General features: G+C 60.5%; 24 protein-coding genes. 17 read left to right on the forward strand and 7 right to left on the reverse strand.

All coding sequences use genetic code 11. From position 1 onward, the window contains the following. Nucleotides 1-13: 13 nt before the first annotated feature. Nucleotides 14-790, forward strand: a complete 777-nt coding sequence (locus tag QCE69_RS05495) for an RNA methyltransferase (RefSeq protein ID WP_309915497.1) — start codon at nt 14-16, stop codon at nt 788-790. A gap of 15 nt (nt 791-805) precedes the next feature. Here the strand turns inward: QCE69_RS05495 and QCE69_RS05500 are convergent, their stop codons facing one another. Beyond that, nucleotides 806-1,624 carry a pyruvate, water dikinase regulatory protein gene (locus QCE69_RS05500; protein ID WP_309808087.1) on the reverse strand — a complete coding sequence of 273 codons (819 nt, stop codon included), beginning with the start codon at nt 1,622-1,624 and terminating at the stop codon, nt 806-808. 526 nt (nt 1,625-2,150) lie between these two features. Between QCE69_RS05500 and ppsA the strand changes: the two genes are divergently transcribed. The 3 genes from ppsA (at nt 2,151) to QCE69_RS05515 (ending at nt 6,067) form a co-directional block, all read left to right on the forward strand. Further along, nucleotides 2,151-4,568, forward strand: coding sequence for a phosphoenolpyruvate synthase (ppsA, locus tag QCE69_RS05505; RefSeq protein WP_309915499.1), 2,418 nt, complete (start codon nt 2,151-2,153; stop codon nt 4,566-4,568). A 95-nt stretch (nt 4,569-4,663) separates the two neighbouring features. Beyond that, nucleotides 4,664-5,092 (forward strand): NfeD family protein, encoded by a 429-nt coding sequence (locus QCE69_RS05510; RefSeq protein ID WP_309808090.1) that lies wholly within the window; start codon nt 4,664-4,666, stop codon nt 5,090-5,092. 36 nt (nt 5,093-5,128) lie between these two features. Continuing rightward, nucleotides 5,129-6,067 carry an SPFH domain-containing protein gene (locus QCE69_RS05515; protein WP_309929781.1) on the forward strand — a complete coding sequence of 313 codons (939 nt, stop codon included), beginning with the start codon at nt 5,129-5,131 and terminating at the stop codon, nt 6,065-6,067. A 33-nt stretch (nt 6,068-6,100) separates the two neighbouring features. On the opposite strand, the gene smpB is transcribed toward QCE69_RS05515, so the two are convergent. Continuing rightward, nucleotides 6,101-6,550, reverse strand: a complete 450-nt coding sequence (smpB, locus tag QCE69_RS05520; protein WP_309808092.1) for an SsrA-binding protein SmpB — start codon at nt 6,548-6,550, stop codon at nt 6,101-6,103. Between the two features lie 119 nt (nt 6,551-6,669). Here smpB and QCE69_RS05525 point away from each other — a divergent pair, with 119 nt between their 5' ends. Next, nucleotides 6,670-7,107, forward strand: a complete 438-nt coding sequence (locus QCE69_RS05525; RefSeq protein WP_309831957.1) for a type II toxin-antitoxin system RatA family toxin — start codon at nt 6,670-6,672, stop codon at nt 7,105-7,107. After that, nucleotides 7,104-7,430, forward strand: coding sequence for an RnfH family protein (locus QCE69_RS05530; RefSeq protein ID WP_309929783.1), 327 nt, complete (start codon nt 7,104-7,106; stop codon nt 7,428-7,430). Before QCE69_RS05525 ends, QCE69_RS05530 begins: the two co-directional genes overlap by 4 nt. Nucleotides 7,431-7,443: 13 nt before the next feature. Here QCE69_RS05530 and QCE69_RS05535 read toward each other — a convergent pair whose 3' ends face one another. Next, complete coding sequence (locus QCE69_RS05535; protein ID WP_309915507.1) at nt 7,444-8,418, reverse strand: DMT family transporter; 975 nt, start codon at nt 8,416-8,418, stop codon at nt 7,444-7,446. A 198-nt stretch (nt 8,419-8,616) separates the two neighbouring features. Between QCE69_RS05535 and guaB the strand changes: the two genes are divergently transcribed. The 4 genes from guaB (at nt 8,617) to QCE69_RS05555 (ending at nt 14,291) form a co-directional block, all read left to right on the forward strand. Continuing rightward, on the forward strand, nt 8,617-10,077 hold the full coding sequence (gene guaB / locus QCE69_RS05540; RefSeq protein ID WP_309929785.1) for an IMP dehydrogenase: 1,461 nt from the start codon (nt 8,617-8,619) through the stop codon (nt 10,075-10,077). A gap of 52 nt (nt 10,078-10,129) precedes the next feature. Next, complete coding sequence (locus QCE69_RS05545) at nt 10,130-10,981, forward strand: hypothetical protein (protein WP_309929786.1); 852 nt, start codon at nt 10,130-10,132, stop codon at nt 10,979-10,981. Between the two features lie 187 nt (nt 10,982-11,168). Beyond that, on the forward strand, nt 11,169-12,752 hold the full coding sequence (gene guaA, locus QCE69_RS05550) for a glutamine-hydrolyzing GMP synthase (RefSeq protein WP_309929788.1): 1,584 nt from the start codon (nt 11,169-11,171) through the stop codon (nt 12,750-12,752). Nucleotides 12,753-12,974: 222 nt separating this feature from the next. Beyond that, nucleotides 12,975-14,291: a tyrosine-type recombinase/integrase gene (locus tag QCE69_RS05555; RefSeq protein WP_309929789.1), complete on the forward strand. Its 1,317-nt coding sequence runs from the start codon at nt 12,975-12,977 to the stop codon at nt 14,289-14,291. A gap of 169 nt (nt 14,292-14,460) precedes the next feature. Here QCE69_RS05555 and QCE69_RS05560 read toward each other — a convergent pair whose 3' ends face one another. Then, nucleotides 14,461-15,930: a PLP-dependent aminotransferase family protein gene (locus QCE69_RS05560; RefSeq protein WP_309931562.1), complete on the reverse strand. Its 1,470-nt coding sequence runs from the start codon at nt 15,928-15,930 to the stop codon at nt 14,461-14,463. 87 nt (nt 15,931-16,017) lie between these two features. Here QCE69_RS05560 and QCE69_RS05565 point away from each other — a divergent pair, with 87 nt between their 5' ends. The 5 genes from QCE69_RS05565 to QCE69_RS05585 are packed head-to-tail and all read left to right on the forward strand — an operon-like array spanning nt 16,018 to nt 19,950. Continuing rightward, complete coding sequence (locus QCE69_RS05565; protein WP_309929790.1) at nt 16,018-17,109, forward strand: four-carbon acid sugar kinase family protein; 1,092 nt, start codon at nt 16,018-16,020, stop codon at nt 17,107-17,109. Next, nucleotides 17,106-18,107: a 4-hydroxythreonine-4-phosphate dehydrogenase PdxA gene (gene pdxA, locus QCE69_RS05570; protein WP_309929792.1), complete on the forward strand. Its 1,002-nt coding sequence runs from the start codon at nt 17,106-17,108 to the stop codon at nt 18,105-18,107. The genes QCE69_RS05565 and pdxA overlap by 4 nt, the downstream gene beginning before the upstream one ends. A gap of 27 nt (nt 18,108-18,134) precedes the next feature. Further along, complete coding sequence (locus QCE69_RS05575) at nt 18,135-18,815, forward strand: 4-hydroxythreonine-4-phosphate dehydrogenase (protein WP_309929794.1); 681 nt, start codon at nt 18,135-18,137, stop codon at nt 18,813-18,815. Then, on the forward strand, nt 18,812-19,189 hold the full coding sequence (locus tag QCE69_RS05580) for a cupin domain-containing protein (protein WP_201650241.1): 378 nt from the start codon (nt 18,812-18,814) through the stop codon (nt 19,187-19,189). The genes QCE69_RS05575 and QCE69_RS05580 overlap by 4 nt, the downstream gene beginning before the upstream one ends. A gap of 5 nt (nt 19,190-19,194) precedes the next feature. Then, nucleotides 19,195-19,950 (forward strand): cyclase family protein, encoded by a 756-nt coding sequence (locus tag QCE69_RS05585; protein ID WP_309929798.1) that lies wholly within the window; start codon nt 19,195-19,197, stop codon nt 19,948-19,950. On the opposite strand, the gene QCE69_RS05590 is transcribed toward QCE69_RS05585, so the two are convergent. Beyond that, nucleotides 19,877-20,407 carry a MerR family transcriptional regulator gene (locus tag QCE69_RS05590; RefSeq protein ID WP_309929800.1) on the reverse strand — a complete coding sequence of 177 codons (531 nt, stop codon included), beginning with the start codon at nt 20,405-20,407 and terminating at the stop codon, nt 19,877-19,879. The genes QCE69_RS05585 and QCE69_RS05590 overlap by 74 nt on opposite strands. Nucleotides 20,408-20,510: 103 nt before the next feature. Between QCE69_RS05590 and QCE69_RS05595 the strand changes: the two genes are divergently transcribed. Together QCE69_RS05595 and QCE69_RS05600 are read left to right on the forward strand one after the other, a co-directional pair. Continuing rightward, nucleotides 20,511-21,071, forward strand: coding sequence for an SDR family NAD(P)-dependent oxidoreductase (locus QCE69_RS05595; protein WP_309929802.1), 561 nt, complete (start codon nt 20,511-20,513; stop codon nt 21,069-21,071). A 456-nt stretch (nt 21,072-21,527) separates the two neighbouring features. Beyond that, complete coding sequence (locus tag QCE69_RS05600; protein ID WP_309929804.1) at nt 21,528-22,868, forward strand: APC family permease; 1,341 nt, start codon at nt 21,528-21,530, stop codon at nt 22,866-22,868. A 106-nt stretch (nt 22,869-22,974) separates the two neighbouring features. Here the strand turns inward: QCE69_RS05600 and QCE69_RS05605 are convergent, their stop codons facing one another. After that, entirely contained in the window at nt 22,975-23,943 is a 969-nt protein-coding gene (locus QCE69_RS05605) for a LysR family transcriptional regulator (protein ID WP_201650246.1), read from the reverse strand. A 1,209-nt stretch (nt 23,944-25,152) separates the two neighbouring features. Continuing rightward, on the reverse strand, nt 25,153-25,464 hold the full coding sequence (locus tag QCE69_RS05610) for an MFS transporter (RefSeq protein WP_309929808.1): 312 nt from the start codon (nt 25,462-25,464) through the stop codon (nt 25,153-25,155). Nucleotides 25,465-25,591 lie beyond the last annotated feature (127 nt).

A 25,591-nucleotide genomic window follows, 5' to 3' on the forward strand; every position in this document is an offset into this window, starting at 1 on the left:
CTTTCGACACCACGTGAAATCCATCACCTCGCGGGACAATCCGCTCTACAAGCGCATCAAGGCGCTCGCCGGCTCGACGGCGCAGCAGCGCCGCAGCGGCCACGCGCTGCTGGAAGGCCTGCATCTCGCGTCCGCCTATCTCGATGCCGCCGGGCAACCGGAAACCTGCATCGTGACCGAGGGCGCGCTCACGCACGAGGAAGCGCGGCGGATCGTCGCGCGCATCGAGGAAAAGCGGGTGATGGTGCTGCCGGATGCGCTGTTCGGCCAGCTGTCGAGCGTCGTGCATGGCGTCGGCATGCTGTTGCTGGTCGAGAAGCTCGACGCCGAACTGCCCGTGCGGGTCGCCGAAACCTGCGTGGTCCTCGATGGCGTGCAGGACGCCGGCAATGTCGGCTCGATCCTGCGCAGCGCGGCGGCGGCCGGCATCACGCGCGTGTTCTGCGCGCCGGGGACGGCGTACGCGTGGTCGTCGAAGGTGCTGCGCTCGGGCATGGGCGCGCATTTCCTGCTGGATATTTTCGAGGACGTCGAACCGGACGGGCTGATCGCGCGGCTCGACGCGCCCGTGACGATCACGGACTCCCACGGCGCCGTGGCGCTGTACGACTGCGACCTGTCCGGCGCGCTGGCGTGGGTGTTCGGCAATGAAGGGGCGGGCGTGTCGCAGGTCTGGCGCGATGCCGTCACGCATCGCGTGACGATTCCGCAGCCGGGCGGCATGGAGTCGCTGAATGTGGCGGCTGCGGCGGCGATCTGTCTGTTCGAGCAGTGCCGCCAGCAGCGTTGAACCGGCGCCTTCGCGTCAGTAGTAGGAAGGCCGCTCGGGCTTCACTTCCTGCAGGATCGTCGTGGCGATTTCCTCGATCGACTTGTGCGTCGACGACAGCCACTTCACGCCCTCGCGCTTCATCATCATCTCCGCTTCGTTGATCTCGTAGCGGCAGTTCTCCAGCGCGGCGTACTTGCTGCCCGGTCGCCGCTCGTTGCGGATCTCGGAGAGCCGTTGCGGATCGATCGACAGCCCGAACATCTTCTCGCGATGTTCCAGCAGCGGCGTCGGCAGCTTGCCGCGCTCGAAGTCTTCCGGAATCAGCGGATAGTTTGCTGCCTTCACACCGTATTGCATCGCCAGATAGAGGCTGGTCGGCGTCTTGCCGCTGCGCGATACGCCCACGAGGATCACGTCGGCATCGGCGAGATTGCGGTTGGACTGGCCGTCGTCGTGCGCGAGCGAGAAGTTGATGGCCTCGATGCGGTTCTTGTATTCCTCGGTATCGGCGTTCTGGTGCACGCGGCCCATGGCGTGCGTGGACTTGATTTCCAGTTCCTGTTCGAGCGGCTCGATGAAGGTCTGGAACATGTCGAGCACGAGCGCGTTGCAGCCCTTGACGACTTCGTTCGACGCACTGTCCACCAGCGTGGTGAACACGATGGGCCGGCGGCCGTCCAGCGCGACGGTCTCGTTGATCTTCTCGACGGTCGCGTAGGCCTTGTCGATCGAATCGACGAAAGGCACGCGCACGAGCCGGAATTTCTGGTCGAACTGGGCGAGGATCGAATGCGCGAAGGTTTCGGCAGTGATCCCGGTACCGTCGGAAACGATGAATACGGAAGGCGGCATCGGCGGAAAGAGAAAACGAAAAGGAAAAGGATGAAAGCGGGCGGCAGCGGTGGCGCGAAAGCACGGACGCCGGAAAAACCTGTGTTATGGTAACTGACCGCCGGCGAAGAGAAAAACGAGTGCAGAGCGGGCGCCTGGGTGTGGGATGCCCCACGAACAGGCCCGAAACACCTCGATTTTGCCGTTGAACCCCTGCCCGATCGAAACAATTTTGAAATGCAGCAAGGTAGAATAGCGGCAACCTGTTCGATAAGCAATTGCGGACAAACTGAAGCGGATTTTCGTCAAATCGCGGTCGTTTCGTGGCTTTTGTAACGTGTAGCAGGGTAAATCCACGGTCTCGAGCAAGTTTCCGACGTTTCGCTTCTTTTTGACCACGCCCCGGTATTCACCGGTATCAAGCGGCGTGGCTCCCCCGAAGGCTTATCAAACAGGTTGTACGAGATGCGGCGGGCGCTTCCAATGAGCGCCGCCGCATATGAGCCCACTCGTGCGATCGAGAATTCCATCCACCTTAGGGGCTTGTATGAGTAACGCAGTCAATGTCGCGAAAGATGTCGCAAAGGATCAGGCGTATGTAGTTCCCTTCGAGCAGTTGCGAATGACCGACGTGGAAATCGTCGGTGGCAAGAATGCGTCGCTCGGCGAGATGATCAGCCAGCTTTCCGAAGCCGGCGTTCGCGTGCCCACGGGCTTCGCCACCACGGCCCTCGCATTTCGCGACTTCCTCCAGCACAACACCCTGACGGACCGCATCGCGAAGCGTCTCGAAACCTTCGACGTCGACGACGTCAAGGCGCTTGCCGAAGCCGGCAAGGAAATCCGTCAATGGATCGTCGACGCACCGCTGCAGCCGCGTCTCGAAGAAGAAATCCGCCGTGGTTTCGAGGTCCTGCAAAACAGCTCGCCCGAAGAGCTGTCGTTCGCCGTGCGTTCGTCCGCGACCGCGGAAGACTTGCCCGACGCCTCCTTCGCGGGCCAGCAGGAAAGCTATCTGAACGTGGTCGGCGTCGAGGACGTGCTCGATCGCATGAAGCACGTGTTCGCCTCGCTGTACAACGACCGCGCCATCTCGTATCGCGTCCACAAGGGCTTCACGCATGCTGAAGTCGCGTTGTCGGCGGGCGTGCAGCGCATGGTGCGCTCGGACGTCGGCGCGGCCGGCGTGATGTTCACCATCGACACCGAATCGGGCTTCAAGGAAACCGTCTTCATCACGTCGAGCTACGGCCTGGGCGAAACCGTCGTGCAGGGCGCGGTGAATCCGGACGAATTCCACGTCTTCAAGACCACGCTCGAACAGAACAAGTATCCGATCATCCGGCGCTCCATCGGCTCCAAGCTCATCAAGATGGAATTCACGAAGCCGGGCGAGCCGGGCCGCGTGAAGACGGTCGACGTGCCGCACGAGCAGCGCAACCGCTTCTCGATCACCGACGAAGACGTGATCGAACTCGCGAAGTACGCGGTCATCATCGAGAAGCACTATCAGCGTCCGATGGACATCGAGTGGGGCAAGGACGGCCGCGACGGCAAGCTGTTCATCCTCCAGGCGCGTCCGGAAACCGTGAAGAGCCAGGCGTCCGGCAAGGCCGAGATGCGCTTCAAGCTGAAAGGCCAGTCGAACGTGCTGACCACCGGCCGCGCGATCGGCCAGAAGATCGGCGCGGGTCCGGTGCGCGTCATCCATGACCCGTCGGAGATGGAACGCGTGCAGCCGGGCGACGTGCTGGTCGCCGACATGACCGACCCGAACTGGGAGCCGGTGATGAAGCGCGCATCGGCCATCGTGACGAATCGCGGCGGGCGTACTTGCCACGCAGCCATCATCGCGCGTGAGCTGGGCGTGCCGGCAGTGGTCGGCTGCGGCGACGCAACGGACATCCTGAAGGACGGCGCGCTCGTCACGGTGTCGTGCGCGGAAGGCGACGAAGGCAAGATCTACGACGGCCTGCTCGAAACCGAAGTGACCGAAGTCCAGCGCGGCGAACTGCCGGCCATTCCGGTCAAGATCATGATGAACGTCGGCAATCCGCAACTCGCGTTCGACTTCGCCCAGTTGCCGAACGCGGGCGTGGGCCTGGCGCGCCTCGAGTTCATCATCAACAACAACATCGGCGTCCATCCGAAGGCGATCCTCGAGTACCCGAACGTCGACGCGGACCTGAAGAAGGCGGTGGAGAGCGTGGCGCGCGGTCATGCATCGCCGCGTGCGTTCTATGTCGACAAGCTGACGGAAGGCATCGCCACGATCGCGGCGGCGTTCTATCCGAAGCCGGTGATCGTGCGCCTGTCCGACTTCAAGTCGAACGAGTACAAGAAGCTGATCGGCGGTTCGCGTTATGAGCCGGACGAAGAGAACCCGATGCTCGGTTTCCGCGGCGCGTCGCGCTATATCGCGGAAGACTTCGCCGAGGCGTTCCACATGGAATGCGTCGCGCTGAAGAAGGTGCGCGAGGAGATGGGTCTCGACAACGTCCAGATCATGGTGCCGTTCGTGCGGACCCTGAAGCAGGCGGACCGCGTGATCGAGCTGCTGGCGAAGTTCGGCCTGAAGAGCGGGACGAACGGCCTCAAGCTCGTGATGATGTGCGAAGTACCGTCCAACGCGATCCTCGCCGAGCAGTTCCTGGAGCGCTTCGACGGCTTCTCGATCGGCTCGAACGACCTGACGCAGCTGACGCTCGGCCTCGACCGCGACTCCGGCATGGAACTGCTCGCCGCGGACTTCGACGAACGCGACGAAGCCGTTCAGTTCATGCTCAAGCGCGCAATCGAAACGTGCCTGAAGCTGAACAAGTATGTCGGTATTTGCGGACAAGGCCCGTCGGATCATCCGGACCTCGCCGTGTGGCTGGCGGAACTGGGCATCGAATCGATGTCGCTGAACCCGGACACGATCATCGACACCTGGCAGCAGCTGGCGAAGACCTTGTCGAAATAAGCAAAATCCGCCTTTCCCGATGCTTTCGGAAAGGCGCGAGCGTGCTATAAAAACACCCCGGACATCCTCCGGGGTGTTTGCATTTGGAGGCGGGCATGGCTGCGAGCGGACTGTTCTGGTGGGTGTCGGCGGGGGTGCTGATCGTGTTCGAGCTGTTCACTGGCACGTTCTATCTGCTGATGGTGGCGCTCGGCTTTCTCGCGGGCGGCGTGGCGCATGTGCTGGGCGCGCAGCCGCACGTGCAGTTCGTCGTGGCGGCGCTGGTCGCCCTGATCGCGGTGGTGGCGCTGCGGCGCTCGCGCTTCGGCAACTGGAAGCGGCGCGACGCGTCGCGCGATGCCGGCGTGAATCTCGATATCGGCGCCACCGTGGAAGTGGACCAATGGCGCGACGGCCGCGCGCGCACGATGTATCGCGGCGCGCAATGGGATGTCGAACTCGCGCCGGGCGAGGCCGAAGGCGCGCGCTGGTATCGCATCACCGCGCTCGACGGCAACCGGCTCGTGGTCGTCGCGCGCCGCTGAAGACACAAGACAACACAACTGCGAGGAGTAGCAAAGATGGACGTCACCATCGTCGGGGCCATTCTGCTCGTGATCGTCATCGTGATCGCGGCGCAAACCATCAAGATCGTGCCGCAGCAGCATGCGTGGGTGCTCGAGCGGCTCGGCCGCTATCACTCGACGCTCACGCCGGGCCTCAACATCGTGCTGCCGTTCATCGACCGGGTGGCCTACAAGCACGTGCTCAAGGAAATTCCGCTGGAAGTGCCGAGCCAGGTCTGCATCACGCGCGACAACACGCAGTTGCAGGTGGACGGCGTGCTGTACTTCCAGGTCACGGACGCGATGAAGGCGTCGTACGGTTCGAGCAACTTCGTGTTCGCCATCACGCAGCTCTCGCAGACCACCTTGCGTTCCGTGATCGGCAAGCTGGAACTCGACAAGACCTTCGAGGAGCGCGACTTCATCAATCACAGCATCGTCAATGCGCTGGACGACGCCGCGTCGAACTGGGGCGTGAAGGTGCTGCGCTACGAGATCAAGGATCTGACGCCGCCTAAGGAAATTCTCCACGCGATGCAGGCGCAGATCACCGCCGAGCGCGAGAAGCGCGCACTGATCGCCGCGTCCGAAGGTCGCAAGCAGGAGCAGATCAATCTGGCCGCGGGCGCGCGTGAGGCGGCTATCCAGAAGTCCGAAGGCGAACGGCAGGCCGCGATCAACCAGGCGCAGGGCGAGGCGTCGGCCATTCTCGCGGTTGCCGAGGCGAACGCGCAGGCCATCGAAAAGATCGGCACCGCCATTCAGACCGTGGGCGGCATGGAGGCGGTGAACCTCAAGATCGCCGAGCAGTACGTCAGCGCGTTCGGCAATATCGCGAAGGCCGGCAACACGCTGATCGTGCCGGGCAATCTCTCGGACATGAGTTCGTTGATCGCGTCGGCGTTGACGATCGTGAAGGGCGAGGGCGGCGGCAGCGTGATCCGCAAGGGCTGAAAAACAGGGCGCTGCAAGAGCGCCCTGTTTGCCTTATTTCGTGGCCGAACGCATCAGCCGTGCGCGCTCGCGATCCCAGTCGCGTTTCTTTTCGGTCTCGCGCTTGTCGTGCAGCTTCTTGCCCTTGGCGAGGCCAATCTCGCATTTCACGCGGCCTTCCTTGTAGTGGAAGTTGAGCGGCACGAGTGTGTGGCCGCGCTGCTCGACCTTGCCGATGAGCTTGTCGATCTGGTCGCGATGCAGCAGCAGCTTGCGCGTGCGCACCGGGTCGAGGTTCGCGAACTTCGAGGCCTCGGGCAGCGGACTGATATGCGTGCCGATCAGAAAGAGCTCGCCTGCCTTGATGACGACGTAGCCTTCCTTGATCTGCCCGCGGCCCGCACGCAGCGCCTTGACTTCCCAGCCTTCGAGCACGAGACCGGCCTCGTAGCGTTCCTCGATGAAGTAATCGAAGAAGGCTTTTCTGTTGTCGATGATGCTCATGAATGGAAAGTGCTCAACTCGTTTAAAATCACGATTTTAGCAGCGCGCCGGCACGCGAATGTTCTGATGCCGTGTTCTCTTGCGCGTTGCCGCCCAATTCAGCCTTCGCTGCGCCCTATATGGCAGATGTCCAGAAAACCGTGTTGATCCGCCATTCGGCGGAGGAAATGTTCGACCTCGTCACCGATGTCGCCGACTATCCCAATTTCCTGCCCTGGTGCGGCGGCGTCGAGATAGGCCGCCATGACGAGAACGGCATGGAAGCCAAGATCGACATCAGCTTCAAGGGCATCAAGCAGCATTTCGCCACGCGCAACACGCAGAAACGGCCGACCAGTATCGATATGGAGTTTCTGAGCGGCCCTTTCAAGAAGTTCACCGGCTATTGGCGCTTCACGCCGCTGCGGGCCGATGCGTGCAAGATCGAGTTCGCACTGCACTACGAGTTTTCCAATGTGATTCTGGAAAAGCTCATCGGGCCGGTGTTCAGTCATATCGCCAATACCTTCGTCGATTCCTTCGTGAAGCGTGCGGACCAGCGCTACGGCAAGCCATGATGGAGATCGACGTGTGCTACGGCCTGCCCGACGGCGCCAGCTTCCTCGCGCAGGTCACGCTGCAGGACGGCGCGAGCGTGCGCGAGGCCATCGAGGCGAGCGGCGTGCTGCGCGTGCATCAGGACATCGACCTGAGCCGGCAGAAGGTCGGCGTGTTCGGCAAGCTCAGTACGCTCGATGCCGTGCTCAGCGCGTTCGATCGCGTGGAGATCTATCGGCCGCTGACGGTGGATCCGAAGACGGCTCGCCTGCGCCGCGTCGAAAAAGCGCGGCGTGCGGGATCGATCGAAGGGCGCAAGTGGCAGTCGAAGGATGTGCGCTGAGCGTTGACTCGTTTCAATGTGCCGGGACTTCCCGTGTGGAAACCGCCGGCCGCACCGTATGCTGCCTCACGGACCAGCTGACGCCCGCGAGCAGCAGCACCACCGCCAGCACTTCGGGCGTGCGCGGCCAACGGCCGTCGTAGATAAAGGCATAGAGCAGCGCGAAGAGCGTCTCGAACGCGATCATCTGACCGGACAGCGTGAGCGGCAGGCGCTTCGCCGCCGCATTCCACAGCATGTTGCCGAGCCATGAACCGCCGGTTGCGAGCGCAATGCTCACGATCCAGAAGAGATGCCAGCGTTCGGGCGCGACAGCGGCCTGGACGGTGCCTGCGGGCAGCATCCAGGCGATCACGCCGAGCACCGCACCCAGCAATCCCGTCACGATGCCCCACAGCACGGACCACTCGCTGCCGTCGAAGTGATCGTTCGCCTGAAGATAGCGGGCGTTGACCACCGCGTACCAGGTCCAGGCGGCCAGCGCGCCGACGGCGCAGGCAAGGCCCGCGAGGCGCGTGAGAATGCTCGCGTGGGACACGGCCCCGGACACGCCGAGCAGATCGCGGAACACATCGAGGTTGATGCAGGCGATGCCCGCCACCACGAGCAGCAGCGGACCGGCGAGCCGCTTGAGGTCGATTGCGCCATGATCGCGCCGGCCGGCGAGCGTGACGGTGACCGGCAGGATCCCGACGATCAGCGAGGCCGGCGCCACGCCCACGAGCTGCACGGCGCTCGCGAGCAGCATGTAGTAGAGCAGGTTGCCGACCAGCGCGAGCCGGGCGAGGGCGACGAAGTCGGCGCGCGTGAGCTTCCTGAGCAAACCGCGGGCGATGGGCAGCGCCGCCGCGAGCGACACCGCGCCGTACATCAGATAGCGGCCGATGCTGAGCGTGAGCGGCGAAAAGTCGGGCAGAATGCGCGGCGCCAGAAAGATGAAACCCCAGATCGCGCCCGCCGACATTCCGTACATCACACCGCGCTGCATTGCCCGAGTCGCCGTCCGCATCCTGAAGAAGGCGCGAAGCGTAGCATGCGCGCCCCGCGCGCGGTTCGCGAAGACGATCCCGCACGCGGCGCGGCGCAGGCCCGGTTTTTGTCCGACGAGCGGCCTAACTTGCTGTTCGGACAGTGAAAACCCGGAGAACTATCGGTATAATCTGCTTTTGCGCCCATAGGATTTGCCATGCGTCTGATCCAGAAAGCACTCACGTTCGATGACGTGCTCCTCGTGCCCGCCTTCTCCAGCGTTCTCCCGCGCGACACCAGTCTGAAATCCCAGCTGACTCGCAACATCTCCCTGAACATGCCTCTCGTGTCCGCCGCCATGGACACGGTCACCGAAGGCCGGCTCGCCATTGCCATGGCGCAGCTGGGCGGCATCGGCATCGTCCACAAGAACCTCACCGCCAAGGAACAGGCGCGCGAAGTCGCCAAGGTGAAGCGTTTCGAGTCCGGCGTCGTACGCGATCCGATCACCGTGCCGCCGCAAATGCGCGTGCGCGACGTCATCGCGCTGACGCAGCAACATGGCATCTCGGGCTTTCCGGTAGTCGAGGGCGCGCAGCTGATCGGCATCGTGACAAACCGGGACTTGCGCTTCGAAGAACGCATAGACGAGCCGGTGCGCACCATCATGACGCCGCGCGAGCGGCTCGTGACGGTCAAGGAAGGCACCTCGCTCGCCGAGGCCAAGGCGCTGATGCACAGCCACCGCCTGGAGCGCGTGCTGGTCGTCAACGACGCGTTCGAACTGCGCGGCCTGATGACCGTGAAGGACATCACGAAGCAGACCGAGAATCCGGACGCGTGCAAGGACGAAGACGGCAAGCTGCGCGTGGGCGCGGCGGTGGGCGTCGGTCCGGACAATGAAGAACGCGTCGATGCGCTGGCGCAGGCGGGCGTCGACGTGATCGTCGTCGATACCGCGCACGGTCACAGCCAGGGCGTGCTGGAGCGCGTGCGCTGGGTCAAGCAGAACTATCCGCATGTGCAGGTGATCGGCGGCAATATCGCAACGGCGGCGGCCGCCAAGGCGCTTGTCGAGTACGGCGCGGACGCGGTCAAGGTCGGCATCGGCCCGGGCTCGATCTGCACGACGCGGATCGTCGCGGGCGTCGGCGTGCCGCAGATCACGGCCATCGCCAATGTGTCGGAAGCGCTGCGCGGCAGCGGCGTGCCGGTCATCGCGGACGGCGGCGTGCGCTTCTCGGGCGACGTCTCCAAGGCGCTGGCAGCGGGCGCGAACGTCGTCATGATGGGCAGCATGCTGGCGGGCACCGAGGAATCCCCGGGCGACGTCTTCCTGTATCAGGGCCGTCAGTACAAGGCGTATCGCGGCATGGGTTCGGTCGGCGCGATGAAGGACGGCGCGGCGGACCGCTACTTCCAGGACAATTCGGCGAACATCGACAAGCTCGTGCCGGAAGGCATCGAAGGCCGCGTGGCCTACAAGGGCTCGGTCAACGCCATCCTGTTCCAGATTGTCGGCGGCGTGCGCGCGAGCATGGGCTATTGCGGTTGCAGCACCATCACGGAAATGCACGAGAAGGCGGAGTTCGTGCAGATCACCGCGGCGGGCATGCGCGAATCGCATGTGCACGACGTGCAGATCACGAAGGAAGCGCCCAACTATCACGTCGATTGAGCGTCGCCGTTCCGTGGCCTCGCGCTTGTTCGTCAACTGACCTGGACTGCCCATGAAACCGTTGCTGCGCGTCGTACTGGTCATCAATGCCCTGATCTTCCTGGCGTTCGGCCTGTTGTTCCTGCTGACGCCATGGGCGGGCCTGTACGGCGCGTTGCAGCTCGACGCCATCCGCGTGCAGCCCGCATTTGCCGGGCAGTTGCTCGGGGTGGCGCTGATCGGCCTCGCATGGCTCGCGTTCCACGCGGCCGTCGACGGCGCGTTGACCGCGCGGGCGGCGCGCGTTTCGGGGCACGTGCAGTGGCTGTCGGGCGTCGTGGTGCTGGTCTGGCTGCTCGGATTGAAGATGCCGCAGGTCGACAGCTTCGGACAGATGAGCGCGGCGGTGGTCGGTGTCGTGCTCGTGGTGCTCGGGTTCGGCAGCGTGAGGCTGTCGTCGGCGGTGCGCCGGCGCGAGCGGGCCGCACAGGCGGGCGCCGCTTCGGCGCAACGTGCCGAGAAGCGGGCGGCGAAAACACGCGACGAGGTCGTGACGCCCGTGGCGCCGGTTCCCGTTGCGGTACCGCCGGATACGGCAGTGCGCCCTTCGGCGCGGGCGCCCGAGGCGACCGGCATCGATCCCGTCAGTGGCCGCACGGTGGAGCCGTCGGGCCGTCCGCTCGATGGCGGCGCCGTGGATCCCGCGACCGGCGCGACACTCGATCCCGTCACGGGCCGCAAGCTCGATCCGGTCAGCGGACACGAGATCGACGCTGCGACCGGAAGGCGCATCGAGCCGGAGATCAGCGGCGGGATCGATCCGGCGACTGGCCGGCGGCTGGATCCGCTTGATCCACGTGATCCGCGTGATCCGCGTGATCCGCTCGTTCCGCGCACGGGTCCGGCAAGCGGAGCGCCGCGCTGAACGCGCGCACTTCCCGGGCCGGCGCCGTCGCGAAGCAGGCGGGGCGCGGGTGGCAACAGGACATACCAGCACGGTCGGCCAGGGCGCCGGCCGTCGATTCATTTGCGAACACTTCGCTGGCGGCGCGCGCACGAGGGCGGGCCGGCAGCATCGACAACCATCGTTCTTTTAGCCTTTGGCCGCAGCCATGCACGACAAAATCCTGATTCTCGATTTCGGCTCTCAAGTCACCCAGCTGATCGCGCGGCGTATCCGCGAATCGCACGTCTACTCGGAGATTCATCCGTACGACGTCGATGAAACCTTCATCCGCGAATTCGCACCGAAGGGCATCATTTTGTCGGGCGGCCCGAATTCGGTTACCGAGGCGAAGTCGCCGCGCGCGCCGCAGATCGTCTTCGATCTGGGCGTGCCGGTGCTCGGCATCTGCTATGGCATGCAGACCATGGCAGATCAACTGGGCGGCAAGGTCGAGCTCGGCAATGTGCGCGAGTTCGGCTATGCGGAAGTGCAGGCGCTGAACCACACGGGCTTCCTCGAAGGCATCGAGGACTTCAAGGCCGAGAAGGGCGACTCCATGCTGAAGGTGTGGATGAGCCACGGCGACAAGGTCGTGGATCTGCCGGCGGGTTTCAAGCTGATGGCCTCGACGCCGTCATGCCCGATCGCCGCCATGGCCGACGACGACCGCCGCTTTTACGGCCTGCAATGGCATCCGGAAGTGACGCACACGGTGCAGGGCCGCGCGATGCTCGACCGCTTCGTGCTGGAGCTGTGCGGCGCGAATCCCGACTGGGAGATGGGGCATTACATCGACGAAGCGGTCGAGAAGATTCGCGCGCAGGTGGGCAACGAGAAGGTGATTCTCGGGCTGTCGGGCGGCGTGGATTCATCGGTGGCGGCGGCGCTGCTGCATCGCGCGATCGGCGACCAGCTGACCTGCGTGTTCGTCGATCATGGCCTGCTGCGCCAGAACGAGGCCGAGCAGGTGATGTCGACGTTCGCGGATCACCTCGGCGTGAAGGTCATCCACGTCGATGCCAGCGAAGTCTTCCTGCAGAAGCTCGCCGGCGTGACGGACCCGGAGGCGAAGCGCAAGATCATCGGCGCGGAGTTCGTCGAAGTGTTTCACGCGGAATCCGACAAGCTCACCGATGCACGCTGGCTCGCGCAGGGCACGATCTATCCGGACGTGATCGAATCTGCGGGCAAGGGCAAGAAGGGCGCGCACACCATCAAGAGCCACCACAACGTCGGCGGCTTGCCGGAGACGCTGAACCTCAAGTTGCTCGAGCCGCTGCGCGAACTGTTCAAGGACGAAGTGCGCGAACTCGGCGTGAGGCTCGGTCTGCCGCCCGCGATGGTGTATCGCCATCCGTTCCCGGGTCCGGGTCTGGGTGTGCGCATTCTCGGCGAGGTGAAGCGGGAGTTCGCGGATCTGCTGCGCCGCGCGGATGCGATTTTTATCGAGACGCTTCGGACGACCATCGACAAGGAAACGGGCAAGTCGTGGTACGACCTGACGAGCCAGGCGTTTGCGGTGTTCCTGCCGGTGAAGAGCGTCGGCGTGATGGGCGATGGACGCACGTATGAGTATGTGGTCGCGCTGCGTGCCGTGCAGACGCTGGATTTCATGACCGCGCACTGGGCGCATCTGCCGCATGAACTGCTCGGGCATGTGAGCAATCGCATCATCAATGAGGTGCGGGGGATCAATCGCGTGGTGTACGACATTTCGGGGAAGCCGCCGGCGACGATCGAGTGGGAGTAATTTAGGATCCTCTGCAGTGGTCTGCAGAGGTCCGTCGATTCCCCGATTTCCCGCACAAGATCAAGGGTTTATCGACTATTTTGGTCCGCTGCCGTCCGTCGGCAGCGTTACGTCGCCGACGGCATGAGCGACGGTATAGCATCTTTCTCTGCAGACGATCCATTTTGATACCGTCACGGCGCGTGACGGTATCAAACACGGTATCAGTTCACGGAGTATTGCATGCTTACGGACCTCGAATTGCGGGCGCTCAAGCCAACTGGCAGGATATACAAGGTCGCTGACCAGCGCGGCCTGTACGTGGCTGTTACCTCGTCCGGAGCGGTGAGTTTCCGCTTCGACTATCGTCTGAATGGTCGCCGGGAGACCCTGGTCATTGGCCGCTACGATCCCGGGCTGCCAGCACGCGGCGCACGCGCTGCCGACGACCTTTCCTGTGGCATGTCGATGCGTCTTGCGGAAGCGAGGCTGCTCCTTGAACGAGCGCGTCGGGAAGTTGAACAGGGCATCAGTCCGTCGAGAAGCAAGGTTGAAAAGCGTGTGGAAGCGGCCGAAGCGATGACGTTCGGGAAGTGGGCCGAAAAATACTTCGCGGAAGCCACGCTCGCGGCGTCGACCCGCGCGATGAGGAAGTCCGTCTACGACCGGAATCTTGCAACGGAGTTCGGGCGGCTGAAGCTCGAAGAGATCACACCTTCAAGACTCCTAATGAGGTGTGAGAAGATCAAGGAGCGGGGCGCGGCTGCACCTGCCGTTCAGGCACGCGACATCGTCCTCCAGGTCTATCGTTTTGTGCAGGCAAGAGGGCTGAAGGTAGCCAATCCTGCAGAAGACATACGGCCCTCTGCCATCGCTACTTTCAAACCGCGAGACCGGGCACTGACACCCGGGGAAATCCACGTGTTTTTCAAAGGGTTGGAGCGGACAGCCACCTTGCCAACGTTGCGTCTGGCCATCAAGTTCATGTTGCTGACAATGGTGCGCAAGTCAGAATTTATTCTCGCCAACTGGAGCGAGGTAGATTTTAATACAGCGATCTGGACTATCCCGAAAGACCGCATGAAGGCAGGTCGTGCGCACAACGTCTATCTGAGCCAGCAAGCTCTGGACATACTGGTCACCTTCAAGACTTGCTTTGGCGCGAGTGCGTTTTTGCATCCCGGCCGATATGAGACTGAATTACCGATAAGTGCCGCCACCCTAAATCGTGTGATCGACAGTACGGTCAAACTGGTCCGTGAGAGCGGGGAGCCAGACTTCGAATCCTTCTCGGTGCATGACCTGCGAAGAACGGCGAGCACGCAACTGCATGAGGCCGGGTTCAACAGCGACTGGATAGAGAAATGTCTGGCGCACGAACAGCGTGGGGTACGCGCGGTGTACAACAAGGCTGAATATGCCGAGCAGCGAAGGACGATGCTACAGACTTGGGCTGATATGCTTGAGGGGTGGATAGCGAAGAACCCCGAAACTGATAGCGCCGCTAAGGTATCCCTACCAAAAGTGCTCCAAAACGGGAGCTTGGAGCGACAATACTAATCGAGAAATTTTGATTTGCTTTGTGGTCTTCAGCGCATCTCGACACATACCCCCTCTGCCGATTGGGATGGACTTTGCTCCCACGTTTTCCCAATACGACGGATGGCACTCGCGGGACCAGCGGAGGAATTTTTCACTCGACCAAGCTAATTCGCGCATGCTGTGCGGCCTAACGTGAATAACATTGCTGGATGCAAGTGGTCAATTCATCCAGCGCAGCCGACAGATCGCTCAGATCCATATGGGCGTATCCAAGCAAAAAACCATTCGACTCTTCCATAGCTGAACTTGCAAATTCCCGCACTTCGTTGAAGACGATGCCGCGTAAATTCAAGGCCTTTCGCAATTCGAGATCGAATGCCCGCTCACGGCCGGCCACAACAACGTGCAACCCCCCTTCATCGCCTCTCAATTCGATTTCGCTGACGTATTCGGCCAAGCGTCCGCGGACCAAGTCGCGCATCGCGCCATAGTGGCGTCGTACTCTGCGCAGATGCTTGTCGAGCTCTCCTGAGACCAAGAGGGTCTCGATAATTTTCTGGACCGGCCAGGAGACATGGACACGTTCGCGTTCGATGTGTGCGGCCAGGGCGGTTGCTGCAGCCTTTGGCGCTGCGATAAAGCCGAGCCGCAGGGAGGGGCTGACTGCTTTCGCAAACGTGCTCAGGAGTAGCGTGTTTTCTGGTGCGCTCGCAAACAACGGCGGATAACGCGTGCCTGCGTAATGGAATTCGCAGTCGTACTCGTTCTCGACAATCATTGTCCCGTGTGTGCGAGCTAGGTCAATGAGCGAACGACGCCGAGGTCCGGACAGACGACCGCCAAGCGGGTATTGGTGCGCTGGCGTCACGTGTACCAACGCTGGAGTTGTCGGCGACTCAATGATCCGTTCAACCAACATTCCTTCGTCATCGACGGGCACGTGGTGCAGCGTCGCTCCTGAGCGCGCGAATGCCCAGTTGGCCCCTAGATATCCAGGGTCTTCGACCGCACACATGTCGCCATCGCGCAAGAATGTGCGCGATACGAGATGTAGTGCTTGCCCAGTTCCGTGGGTAACGACAATCTGATTGGGATCGACCGACACCGAACGATGTTCATGCAGCCAGTACGCAATGGTATGGCGTAATCCTGGTTCTCCGCGTGGGTCGCCATATCCTGCCGGTGGAAGATGCCGCCCGGCTTCGCGGCATGCGTTGCGCCATGCCTCCAACGGCAGTGCCCGCACATTGACCTGTCCAAGACGCCAGTCGAATGCGGCGACCGGTTGCGGCGGCGCATCGTTGTTCTCATTATCGATACGTCGCAAAACAGACGATTGCCCGATGACTTCCTCTCGACGGGGAGCGGTAAAACCTCTGCTCGCGGCCACGAAGGTCCCACTTCGGCCGCGTCCTTCCAGGACGCCATCGGCAATCAATTCGTCATAAGCCTCTACTACGCAATTACGCGCGATACCCAGTTGCTGCGCTAGGTCGCGTGTCGGTGGCAGGCGAGTTCCGCATGGCAGGACCGCGTTGTCGATCCGTTCCCGTAATTGTCTGATGATTTGACGGAACACCGGTCCGCTTGCATACCGGTCGATCTCAAGGTCGACTAAGGCAGGATGGGATTGTTTCGATACGGATGAGCGAACCATAGACACCGTGAAATTCCATTTTTTTGGTTCTTAAAAAATACATGAAAAACGTCAAAATTCAAGAACCAAAAACAGCGCGGAACTTCCATGCGTATTCGCATCATCACTGACGACTTCACGAGTGCCCTCGACGGCACTGCCTGTTTTGCCGAGCGCGGTTGGAATACGGCTGCGCTACTGCGGCCGGAAGATACAGAAAATGTTACGGCGACCGCAGTCGTCAGCCTAGACACGGACACGCGCGAACGCGTCGCTGCTGGCGACCCGGTAGCAGATGCCGCGCGTGCCTGGTGCCATGCTGATGTGCTCGTGCTGCAGTTCGACTCGACGTTGCGTGGGCACGTCGCCAAAGACTGTGTGAGCGCCCGCGCCGCATCTGGCCGCCGCAAGTTGCTGATCGCGCCGGCTTTCCCGTCGGCCGGACGGACGACGGAGGCTGGCCGTGTACTTGTCGACGGCGTTCCCGTACATAAAACCGCATTCGGGCGAGACCCGACCTTGCCGGTTCTGGAGTCCAGCGTGCCTGCGTTGTTTCTCGCGCAGGGTTTGCCGGTTGTCATCGCACGAGACGCAGCGCAAGCGAAAGTCCTGCTCGAAGAGCACGACGCCGTTGTGATGGATACGCGTGCCGAGGATGATCTCGATGCATTGGTCGGCTTGTTCGCCGGCTCACGAGACTTGCTGCTCGCCGGTTCCACCGGATTGCTGCGCGCGCTCGCCCGCGCGCTGTCGCAGCCCGAACCGATTCCTCAACTTGCGGGCTTGTCCTGCGGTGCGCCTTGGCTGGTTGTCGGCAGCCTCAATCCGAGTTCGCGTCGCCAACTGATCGTGGCACGCGAGAGCCGCCGGATCAACGTGCTGGCTACCGGGAGTGATCGCCTGCCCGGCGCTGCTTTAGCCGAAGCGGCACTGCGCGACTTGGTGACGCAGGTCACCAACCTCATAGCCAGCGGAGCATGCGACGGCCTTGTCGTAACGGGTGGTGAAACAGCCAGACGCATCGTCGACTCACTGCCTGCCGTATCGCTGCGCGTACATCGCGAAATCCTGCCAGGCGTGCCGCTTATCGAGGTTCGCAGCTCGAAAGGCAGCTTCCCGATGATTACGAAGGCCGGTGGTTTTGGCGGCGACGACGCGCTGCTCATCTGCCTCGACGCATTGACTGGAGCAAGAGTATGAAACAGAAACTGATCGCCGTGACGACGGGCGACGCGGCCGGCATTGGGCCCGAAATCGTCGTCAAGACATTCTCGAACGCCGCGTTTATCGCCGACTATCCGTCATTCGCCGTCGGCGATGCCGGAGTGCTGCGGCGCGCGGCGGCCGCGCTCGGTTTGCCACTCAAAGTCCGCGAGACGGATTCGGTTTCGGGCATCGCGCTGCGCCCGGGGACGCTCGACGTGCTGCGCGTGCCGGGTGCCGAGCCGTTGCCTGCCGACCTGCCGCTGGGTGTAATCAATGCACTGGCCGGCGAAGCGGCATTTGGTGCTATCCGCACGGCGATTGATCTAGCGATCAAGCGCGAGATAGCAGGCATCTGCACCGCACCGATTCACAAGGAGGCGCTTGCTGCTGCCTCCGTTCCTTATCCGGGTCACACGGAGATGCTCGCGGATCTTTCCGGCACGCGAGACTACGCGATGATGCTCGTGAACCCTACGTTACGCACGATTCTTGTGACGGTTCACTGCTCAATGCGCGACGCGATTTCAAAGCTGTCCGTCGAGACCGAATTGCGCATCATCCGACTCGCGCATCGTGCGATGACGGAACTCGGCATCGAGAACCCGCGTGTTGCCGTGGCGGGCCTGAATCCTCATGCCGGCGAGGGTGGTCTGTTTGGTCGGGAGGACCTCGACATCGTCGCGCCGGCCATCCAGCGCGCCCAGGCGGAAGGCATCGATGCAAGCGGCCCGTGGCCAGGCGACACGGTGTTCATGAACGCGCGCCGCGGCCGCTTCGACATCGTGGTGGCGCAGTACCACGACCAGGGGCTCATTCCGGTCAAGCTGGCCGGCGTCGAGGACGGCGTGAACATCACTGTCGGCCTGCCTTTCGTGCGAACGAGCCCGGACCACGGCACGGCGTTCGATATCGCTGGCAAAGGTATTGCCGACCCGGCCAGTTTGCAGGTCGCATTGCAAACAGCCCATCAATTCGCCCGTTCCCGGGTGTGAGCCATTTATATTTTCAAGGAGTCTAACGTGTCCTCCCATTTCATTCTGATGCTGACGGAGAACGATGCTACCGTCCCCGATGCACTGGCAGTCTACGACAGCCTGCGTGACAGCCCTGTTCACTTTGTCGGCTTCAAGGATATCGGTCTGCCGGTCGCGTCGCTCAAGCAACTGGCTCAACGCATCCGGGCCGACGGTCGCAAGGTGATGCTCGAAGTCGTCGCGACGAGCCGTCAAAGCGAACTCGAATCGATCCAGGCTGCGCTCGACATCGGCGTTGACTATCTGCTAGGTGGACGCCACGTCGAAGACGCGCTCACCATGCTCAAAGGTTCGTCGATCCAGTATTTCCCGTTTGCCGGCCGCACGGTCGGACACCCGACGGTACTCGAGGGTACGATGGACGAGATCGTCGAGGATGCTCGCCGCATCGCGGCCATGCCTGGTGTGCACGGTCTCGATCTACTCGCATACCGCTTCGCGGGTGAAGGCGATCCGGCCGAACTGACACGGCGCGTCACGGAAGCCGTGCCGGTCCCCGTCATCGCGGCTGGCAGCATCGACGGCGAAGTGCGCGTCAAGGCTATGATTGACGCGAGGACCTGGGGTTTCACTGTCGGCAGCGCATTGTTTCAGGGTACGTTCGTCAAGCGCCTCCTGCCGGCGCAGATCGACACCATTTTCCAGATCGAAGGAGTGACGGCATGAAGCTCAACAAGGTTAATGTTACGGCAGCATTCTCGGCTTTCAGCGAATACTGGTCGCCCAGGATCGGTGGCGACATCAATGATTCACAGATTAAGTTCGCGAAATTCAGCGGGACGTTCAACTGGCATCATCACGATCACGAGGACGAGCTGTTCTTCGTGGTAAAGGGCACGCTGCGCATGAAGCTGCATGCGGAAAATGGTGGCGATATTCTGATCGAAGAGGGTGAATACCTGATCGTGCCGAAGGGTACCGAGCACTGCCCGGAAGCCGTGACGGACGAAGTGCATTGCCTGTTGCTCGAGCCGAAGACGACGGTCAATACCGGCAATGTCGTCAACGAGCGCACGCGCACGAACCTCGAGCGGATCTGAAGCGGATGGCGCTCGACCTCTGGGCACTCCTGGGGCAGTTGCATGAGTGCCGGTTCGTGGACCTGACCCACGCGTTCGACGCGTCGATTCCGCACTCGCCGTTCTTCGAGCCTGAGACGCGTACGGTCCTGTACGACCACGCGCCGGCGCGTGGATCGATGGGGCAGGGGTTTCTTGCGCATCGCTACAGCTTTGTCGGCCAGTGGGGCACGCATGTCGATCCGGGCGCGCACTTCGTGGCGGGCCGCCGGTTTCTCGACGAGATACCGGTGAGCGAGATGATCCTGCCACTGGTCGTCATCGACATCCGCGAGCAGGTAATCGCCAATGCGGACTATCGTTTGTCGACCGACGACATACTGCGTTGGGAAGCGCGCAATGGTCCGATACCACGCGGCGCGTTTGTCGCCAAGCATAGCGGCTGGGCGTCTCGCTGGCCGGATCGCGAGAAAATGTCGAATCGCGACCCTGAAGGTGTGGCACATTTCCCCGGCTGGACGCTCGAAGCGCTGCGTTGCATCTTCGAGGAACGTGGTGCGACGGCTTGCGGGCATGAGACGCTGGACACCGACGGCGGTCTCGCGATCAGTCGCGGTGATGGCTCGCTCGAACGCTATGTGCTCGACCAGGATCGTTGGCAGATCGAGTTGCTGGCCAATCTCGATGCGATGCCCGAAGCGGGGGCGCTTATCGTCGCGACTTGGCCAAAGCCGAAGCGTGGTTCCGGATTTCCGGCGCGTGTTTTTGCGATTGTGCCGTAACCGTAATACGTTGCCCTCTATCGGCGCGTTCTTGTCGGCCGCGCCGCCCCTTCAGCGATCGCTTCGGACGGGCGGTGCGTACGCTTACCAGTGCTTCCATGTCTCGTGTTTTCTGGTACAGGGCAATTTTCTCGACGATGTAGGCTTCGCTTTGGCGTAGTTCGTCGATCTTGCCTCTGACTTCCTGCAGTCGCTCCTCCAGAATACCTATCGTTTCTTCGAGCGAGAAGGTGTTGGCCTCATAGGCCTGCATCAGCGGACCAATGTCCTTGAGGGCGAATCCGAGACGCTGTGCGTTGCGGACCTTGATGATCACATCCAGTGCATCGGCGCCATATTCCCGATAGGTGCGGCTTCCCGCCTGCCGCGCGGTCGATCGGATCAGACCCACTTCCTCGTAATGACGGATGCCGTCCTTGGACAGGCCCGATAGCTTTGCCAGCTCGCTGATCAGCACGGGATCATCCTCCTTTCTTTCGTGAGCCAAACGACTACTTGACTGTGGGGTTTCCCCACAGTTTATAAACAACGACTACCGTTCAGTCAACGAAAAGGCAAACATGGCTATCTGCGCGCATCCCCCTGTTGCTCTGGTCACTGGGGCTTCTTCCGGTATTGGTAAAAGCATTGCCTTGGCGCTTCTGAAAGAAGGTTACATCGTCTACGGTGCGGCACGACGTGCTGATCAGTTGGCTCCGATCCAGGCCGCAGGCGGTCGTGTTCTCTACATGGACATCACGGATAAAGCCGCGGTGGATGCCGGGGTGGCGCAGGTACTAAACGAGCAACCCCGCATCGACGTGTTGATCAATGCCGCAGGATATGGCCAATATGGCGCGCTCGAAGACATACCGATGGACGACGCACATCGGCAATTCGACGTGAATGTATTCGGTACGGCCCGATTGATCCAGAAGGTATTGCCAAAGATGAGGGAGCAGGCGGCCAGCAAGATCGTTAACGTAACGTCGGTCGGCGGAAAGATCTATACGCCGATGGGGGGCTGGTATCACGCCTCGAAATTTGCCCTGGAAGGGTACAGCGATGTGCTGAGGCTGGAAACCAGGCCTTTCGGCATCGACGTCATCGTGATCGAGCCCGGGATCATTGCAACAGGGTAGGGCGATATCGCTATCGCGGAAGCGCAGCGTCTCTCGGGCACGGGCCCATATATCAAGCTCCTTAGACAATACGTCGAAGTCCAGCGCCAATCGAAGGGCTCGTCGCCAGAGGCGATCGCTAAACTGACGCTCAAGGCATTGAAGGCATCGCGTCCGAGAGCGCGCTATCACGCGGGTGCAATGGCTGGCCCGATTTTATTTCTACGATGGCTGCTTTCGGATGCCATGTTCGACCGTTTGGTCACGATGTCTTTTCGGTGATCGATCCATACACTGTCGTACGGCAGTAGATATCCCGGGCGAATTCCGATCATCCAAAAGTGCACCGAAAAGCTTATGCTTTGGATCTTTTCCAATGATTAAGGCTAACGAAAATCGATCCTGACGCAACGCGAAGTTTGGGCGGAGACGCCGAGATTCACACGTTGCCATACAACACCTCTTCGGGATCAAGCTATGTCAACGGAATCATTTGGCTATAAGCAGGAACTGAAACGCACGCTTGGGTTTGTCGACCTCGTTATCTACGGTGTGATCTTCATGATACCGATCGCACCGTTTGCGATCTACGGCTACGTTGCGGATGCAGCAGGCGGGATGGTTGCCTTGGCGTATGTGATTGGGATGGTCGCCATGTTGTTCACTGCGCTGAGCTACAAAGTCCTGTCCGAGGATTTCCCGATTGCGGGGTCAGCTTATGCATACGCGCAACGAGGCATAGGCGAGACAGCGGGTTTCTTCACCGGGTGGATGCTCATCCTGGACTATCTACTGATTCCCGCGCTGACATATGTGGTCGCAGCTTCCGCGCTTTCGTCGCTGTTTCCGCTTTTACCCAAGTGGCTCTGGATTGTTGCTTTCTTACTCATTGGCACCGTCACCAACTATGTTGGCGTGCAGGTGACAGCGGCGGCCAACAGGCTGTTCCTAATTGCCCAGATCCTCGTATTGATCATCTTTTGCGTATGTGGACTGTACTCGCTGTATCACGGCGAGGGTGCAGGGCGCCTCACGCTGAATCCGCTGTTTCAGCCTGCGTCTTTCAAGCCGATCATGATTTTCTCGGCAGTGTCCGTGTGCGCCTTGTCTTTCCTTGGATTTGACGGCATTTCCATGCTCGCTGAAGAGGTCCGAGGCAACAGTACAAAGACCGTTGGAAATGCGACGGTCGTGTCCCTGCTATGTGTGGGCGCGTTGTTTGTACTGCAGACATGGATCGCAGCAGACCTGGCCGCCGGGCTCAAATTCAAGTCTTTGGATACTGCGTTCTATGAAATCGCCGAGGTAGCAGGAGGCAAGCCGTTGTCTTTGCTCACTGCTTGGTCCACGGCGCTGACCTTCGGGGTCTCTTGTTCTATCGCTTCCCAGACAGCTATTGCTCGCCTGCTTTATTCCATGGCGCGTGATCGAAAGTTGCCGCTCGTATTGGCTAGAGTCCATTCGGCGTTCAAGACGCCTCATGTCAGCCTGGTGTCGGTCTCGATTGTTTCACTGGGATTGTCGCTGGGATTTCTCGATCACCTGGATACTCTAACGAACTTCGTGAATTTCGGCGCACTCAGTGGCTTCATGATGTTGCATGTCGCGGTTATTTCACACTTCATTTTCCGGAAACGCTCGCGGTCATTCCTCAAACATCTTTTGTCCCCGGCGATAGGTTTTGTGATTCTCGCCTACGTGCTCTACTCGATGGGCATGGCCACATGGGAGTTGGGCGTGGCATGGTGCGGTTTCGGTATCGTCTATTACTTCATTCTGAAGAAAATCTTTCATCGAAATATGGTACTCGACGTCTGACAAATCTTTATGCGGAATTGGAAAAAAACGCACTCATCACGGAGCACTTGGTGGAGGTGTGGGTTTGCGATCCACCGTCAATCAAGCGTTGCTACGTGCAAGCGATTTATGCCTGAGGACATTCCGCTGCGTTCACCGTCGAGGCCGCATATTCGTCAAGCAAATGAGCATCGCGCGCGGTTACGGTCGGTAAGTACTGGCGCAAGAACTCAATCCACGTTCGTATTCTCGCATCGATGTACTTTCGTGAAGGATGAAGCGCGTAGATGTTCATTTTCTGCAGTACATATTGCGATAGAACGCGAACGAGGCTTCCGTCCAATAGACCATCAAGCGCCAGGTACACTGGTACCGTGCCTATACCCATGCTTGAGCGCACCGCTAGTGCAACTGCTTCACCTGTGTTCAATTCTACTGAACCTGAAATTTTGACTGCTTCGCTTCCCTTGTCGCTTTCAAGCAACCACTCGTACGCGGGAAACGCGGGCGTGTGGAGAATAAGACACTCATGCTGAGCGAGTTCATTCAGATTACCTGGCATACCTCGTTCCAGCACGTATGTAGGCGACGCGCAGAGAACGCTGAATGAGGAGCCCAACAAGTGCGAGACAAGGTCGGAGTCGGGGAGGACGGACGAGGTTGATACGATGGCAATATCAATGCCCTCTTCATAGAGTTCTGGAACGCGTTGAGATAGGGTGAGGTCAGCAACGACTTCGGGGTAAGACGTCCGATACGCCTTAATTGCAGGCAGAATATAGCGCAGCCCAAATCCTGCGAAGCTGTGAATGTGCAATTTTCCTGTAGGCCGCTGCTGAGCGTCGCTGGCTTCCTCCTCAGCTCTCTCGATGTCCGCAAGAATTTGTTTGCATCGCTCAAGGTAGATTTCACCCGCCGGTGTAAGCGCAAGTTTTCGAGTAGAACGATTCAGCAACCTAGTGCGCAACCGTCCCTCAAGTTCTGTTATCGCCCTTGACATGGCTCCCGGACTTGTGTTGAAGGTCTCTGCCGCGCGTGTAAACGCCCCGCATTCCACGATGCGTACAAAGACGCGCATCTGACTGACTGTATCCATCTTATTCCCGCTCTTTGGTCAACGCCACGTTGCTGGCATGCTCATATAACCATGTAACTGCTGGTTTTCCGTTCCCTGCCGAGCCACGGGAGGAGGAGATCGATCCGAGTCGGACGTAACCTCCATCCTGATTTCGAGAAGGCGCAGATCTTGCGGCTAAGGTATTGTTTACATCAAGGTAATTCGCCTTGCGGCCCGCATACTTTTGAGCAAGACCATTGTCGAACTAGATACCGGTCGCGAGAGCGGGCTCATTCAGACGTGTTCGGCTATGCCGCCCGATTCTTTAGTGCAGCCGCCGGAACGCGACGCCCGGATACAAGTGTCCGGTTAAGGGTTGAATTGGCTCGATAAGCTCAACCTAGCATCGCAGAGTGGAGTAATTGGTAAACGGAAGAACTCGGTATTTACAGGTGAGGAAATTGTACGAGCGCACGCTTTTTTAGAACAGTAACTTTCTGACAAGGGATTCTTTCGAAAGTTGGTAATAGTTCGATCGTTGCGTTCGCTGGAGATACGTAGCGGAAGCCGTTCCTTGATGTTTGATCCAATTTCAGTACGGATTGCGTCATGCTCTTTTGATCGAAACATAGACGATGAAAGTGCCGCTTATAGCGCGACCGATTTCGCGTGACCAGTGCTCGGCCATCTACCAGGAAGGCGTGCTAAGTGGCACGGATCTCCCGCCGATCTTGTTAAACTATCTAGCAACAGTCCCGAATCTGCATAGCCGGCCGCTCGGGTGCCGGTGGAAAGATGCACCAGTTTCCATCGGAGTGACGATAAAAGAACATTGCCTTCGATCCTGTTCCATTCTCAGCGACAACGCAAACGTAACGCCCAATCCTGGATCGTCCGTAGTGGCTGACTCTGAACCCTCGCTCAGGATTGGGCGACAACCAGTTCTCGACCATTGCTTTCAACGACCGTCCTATTCTTTCCATTGAACTTCTCCATCTAACTTAACGTCATGGCGCTGATTTGAAACGGTTTCTCACCAGCTCGTTTAGTGGAGGTTTCTGCGCCCTTGGCGGGACCGTTAGGAGCAGTTGGGTACCTTTGGAGGGTGGGGTGTGGCACCTGTCACAGAGCAGCTCAGCGGTCGAGTGACACTTCGCGGCTATCTATCTCGCGTAAAGCGCTCGAATGCTGGCCATTTCGTGATTTGGCTCCTTCTGGTACCCATCGTCGCGGCGGTGCTGAACGGGGCTACCTTGATACCTCCTCCAGCGAGATTCCCCTTGTTTCCTGTCCAAGCACGGCAATGGTGATGGCCGAGATCAGAAAACACACTGCACCCATTGCGAATATGCCCCCTTGCCCGGTTACCGGAAGTGCGACGCCGATTGCATACGGGCCGATAATCGATCCCAACCGCCCGATCGACGACGCCATACCTGCGCCGGTCGCTCGCGCACGAGTCGGATAGAGTTCCGGCGTATAGGCGTAGATCACGCACCACATGCCAAAGAAGAAAAACTGCATGGCGAGGCCAGCTGCAACGACTGCACCGATCGGCATTTTCAGGGCCGCGCATTGACCATAGATAGTCGGACCTGCAAAATTGGGTTTTGTTCGTGGACGCCTCGGGGCATTCATCAGGTGGCCTTGTACTTTTCGAACTCAGGCAGTTGTAGGAGGTGCGAGC

This window comes from Caballeronia sp. LZ032 (genome assembly GCF_031451315.1).
GTDB lineage: Bacteria > Pseudomonadota > Gammaproteobacteria > Burkholderiales > Burkholderiaceae > Caballeronia.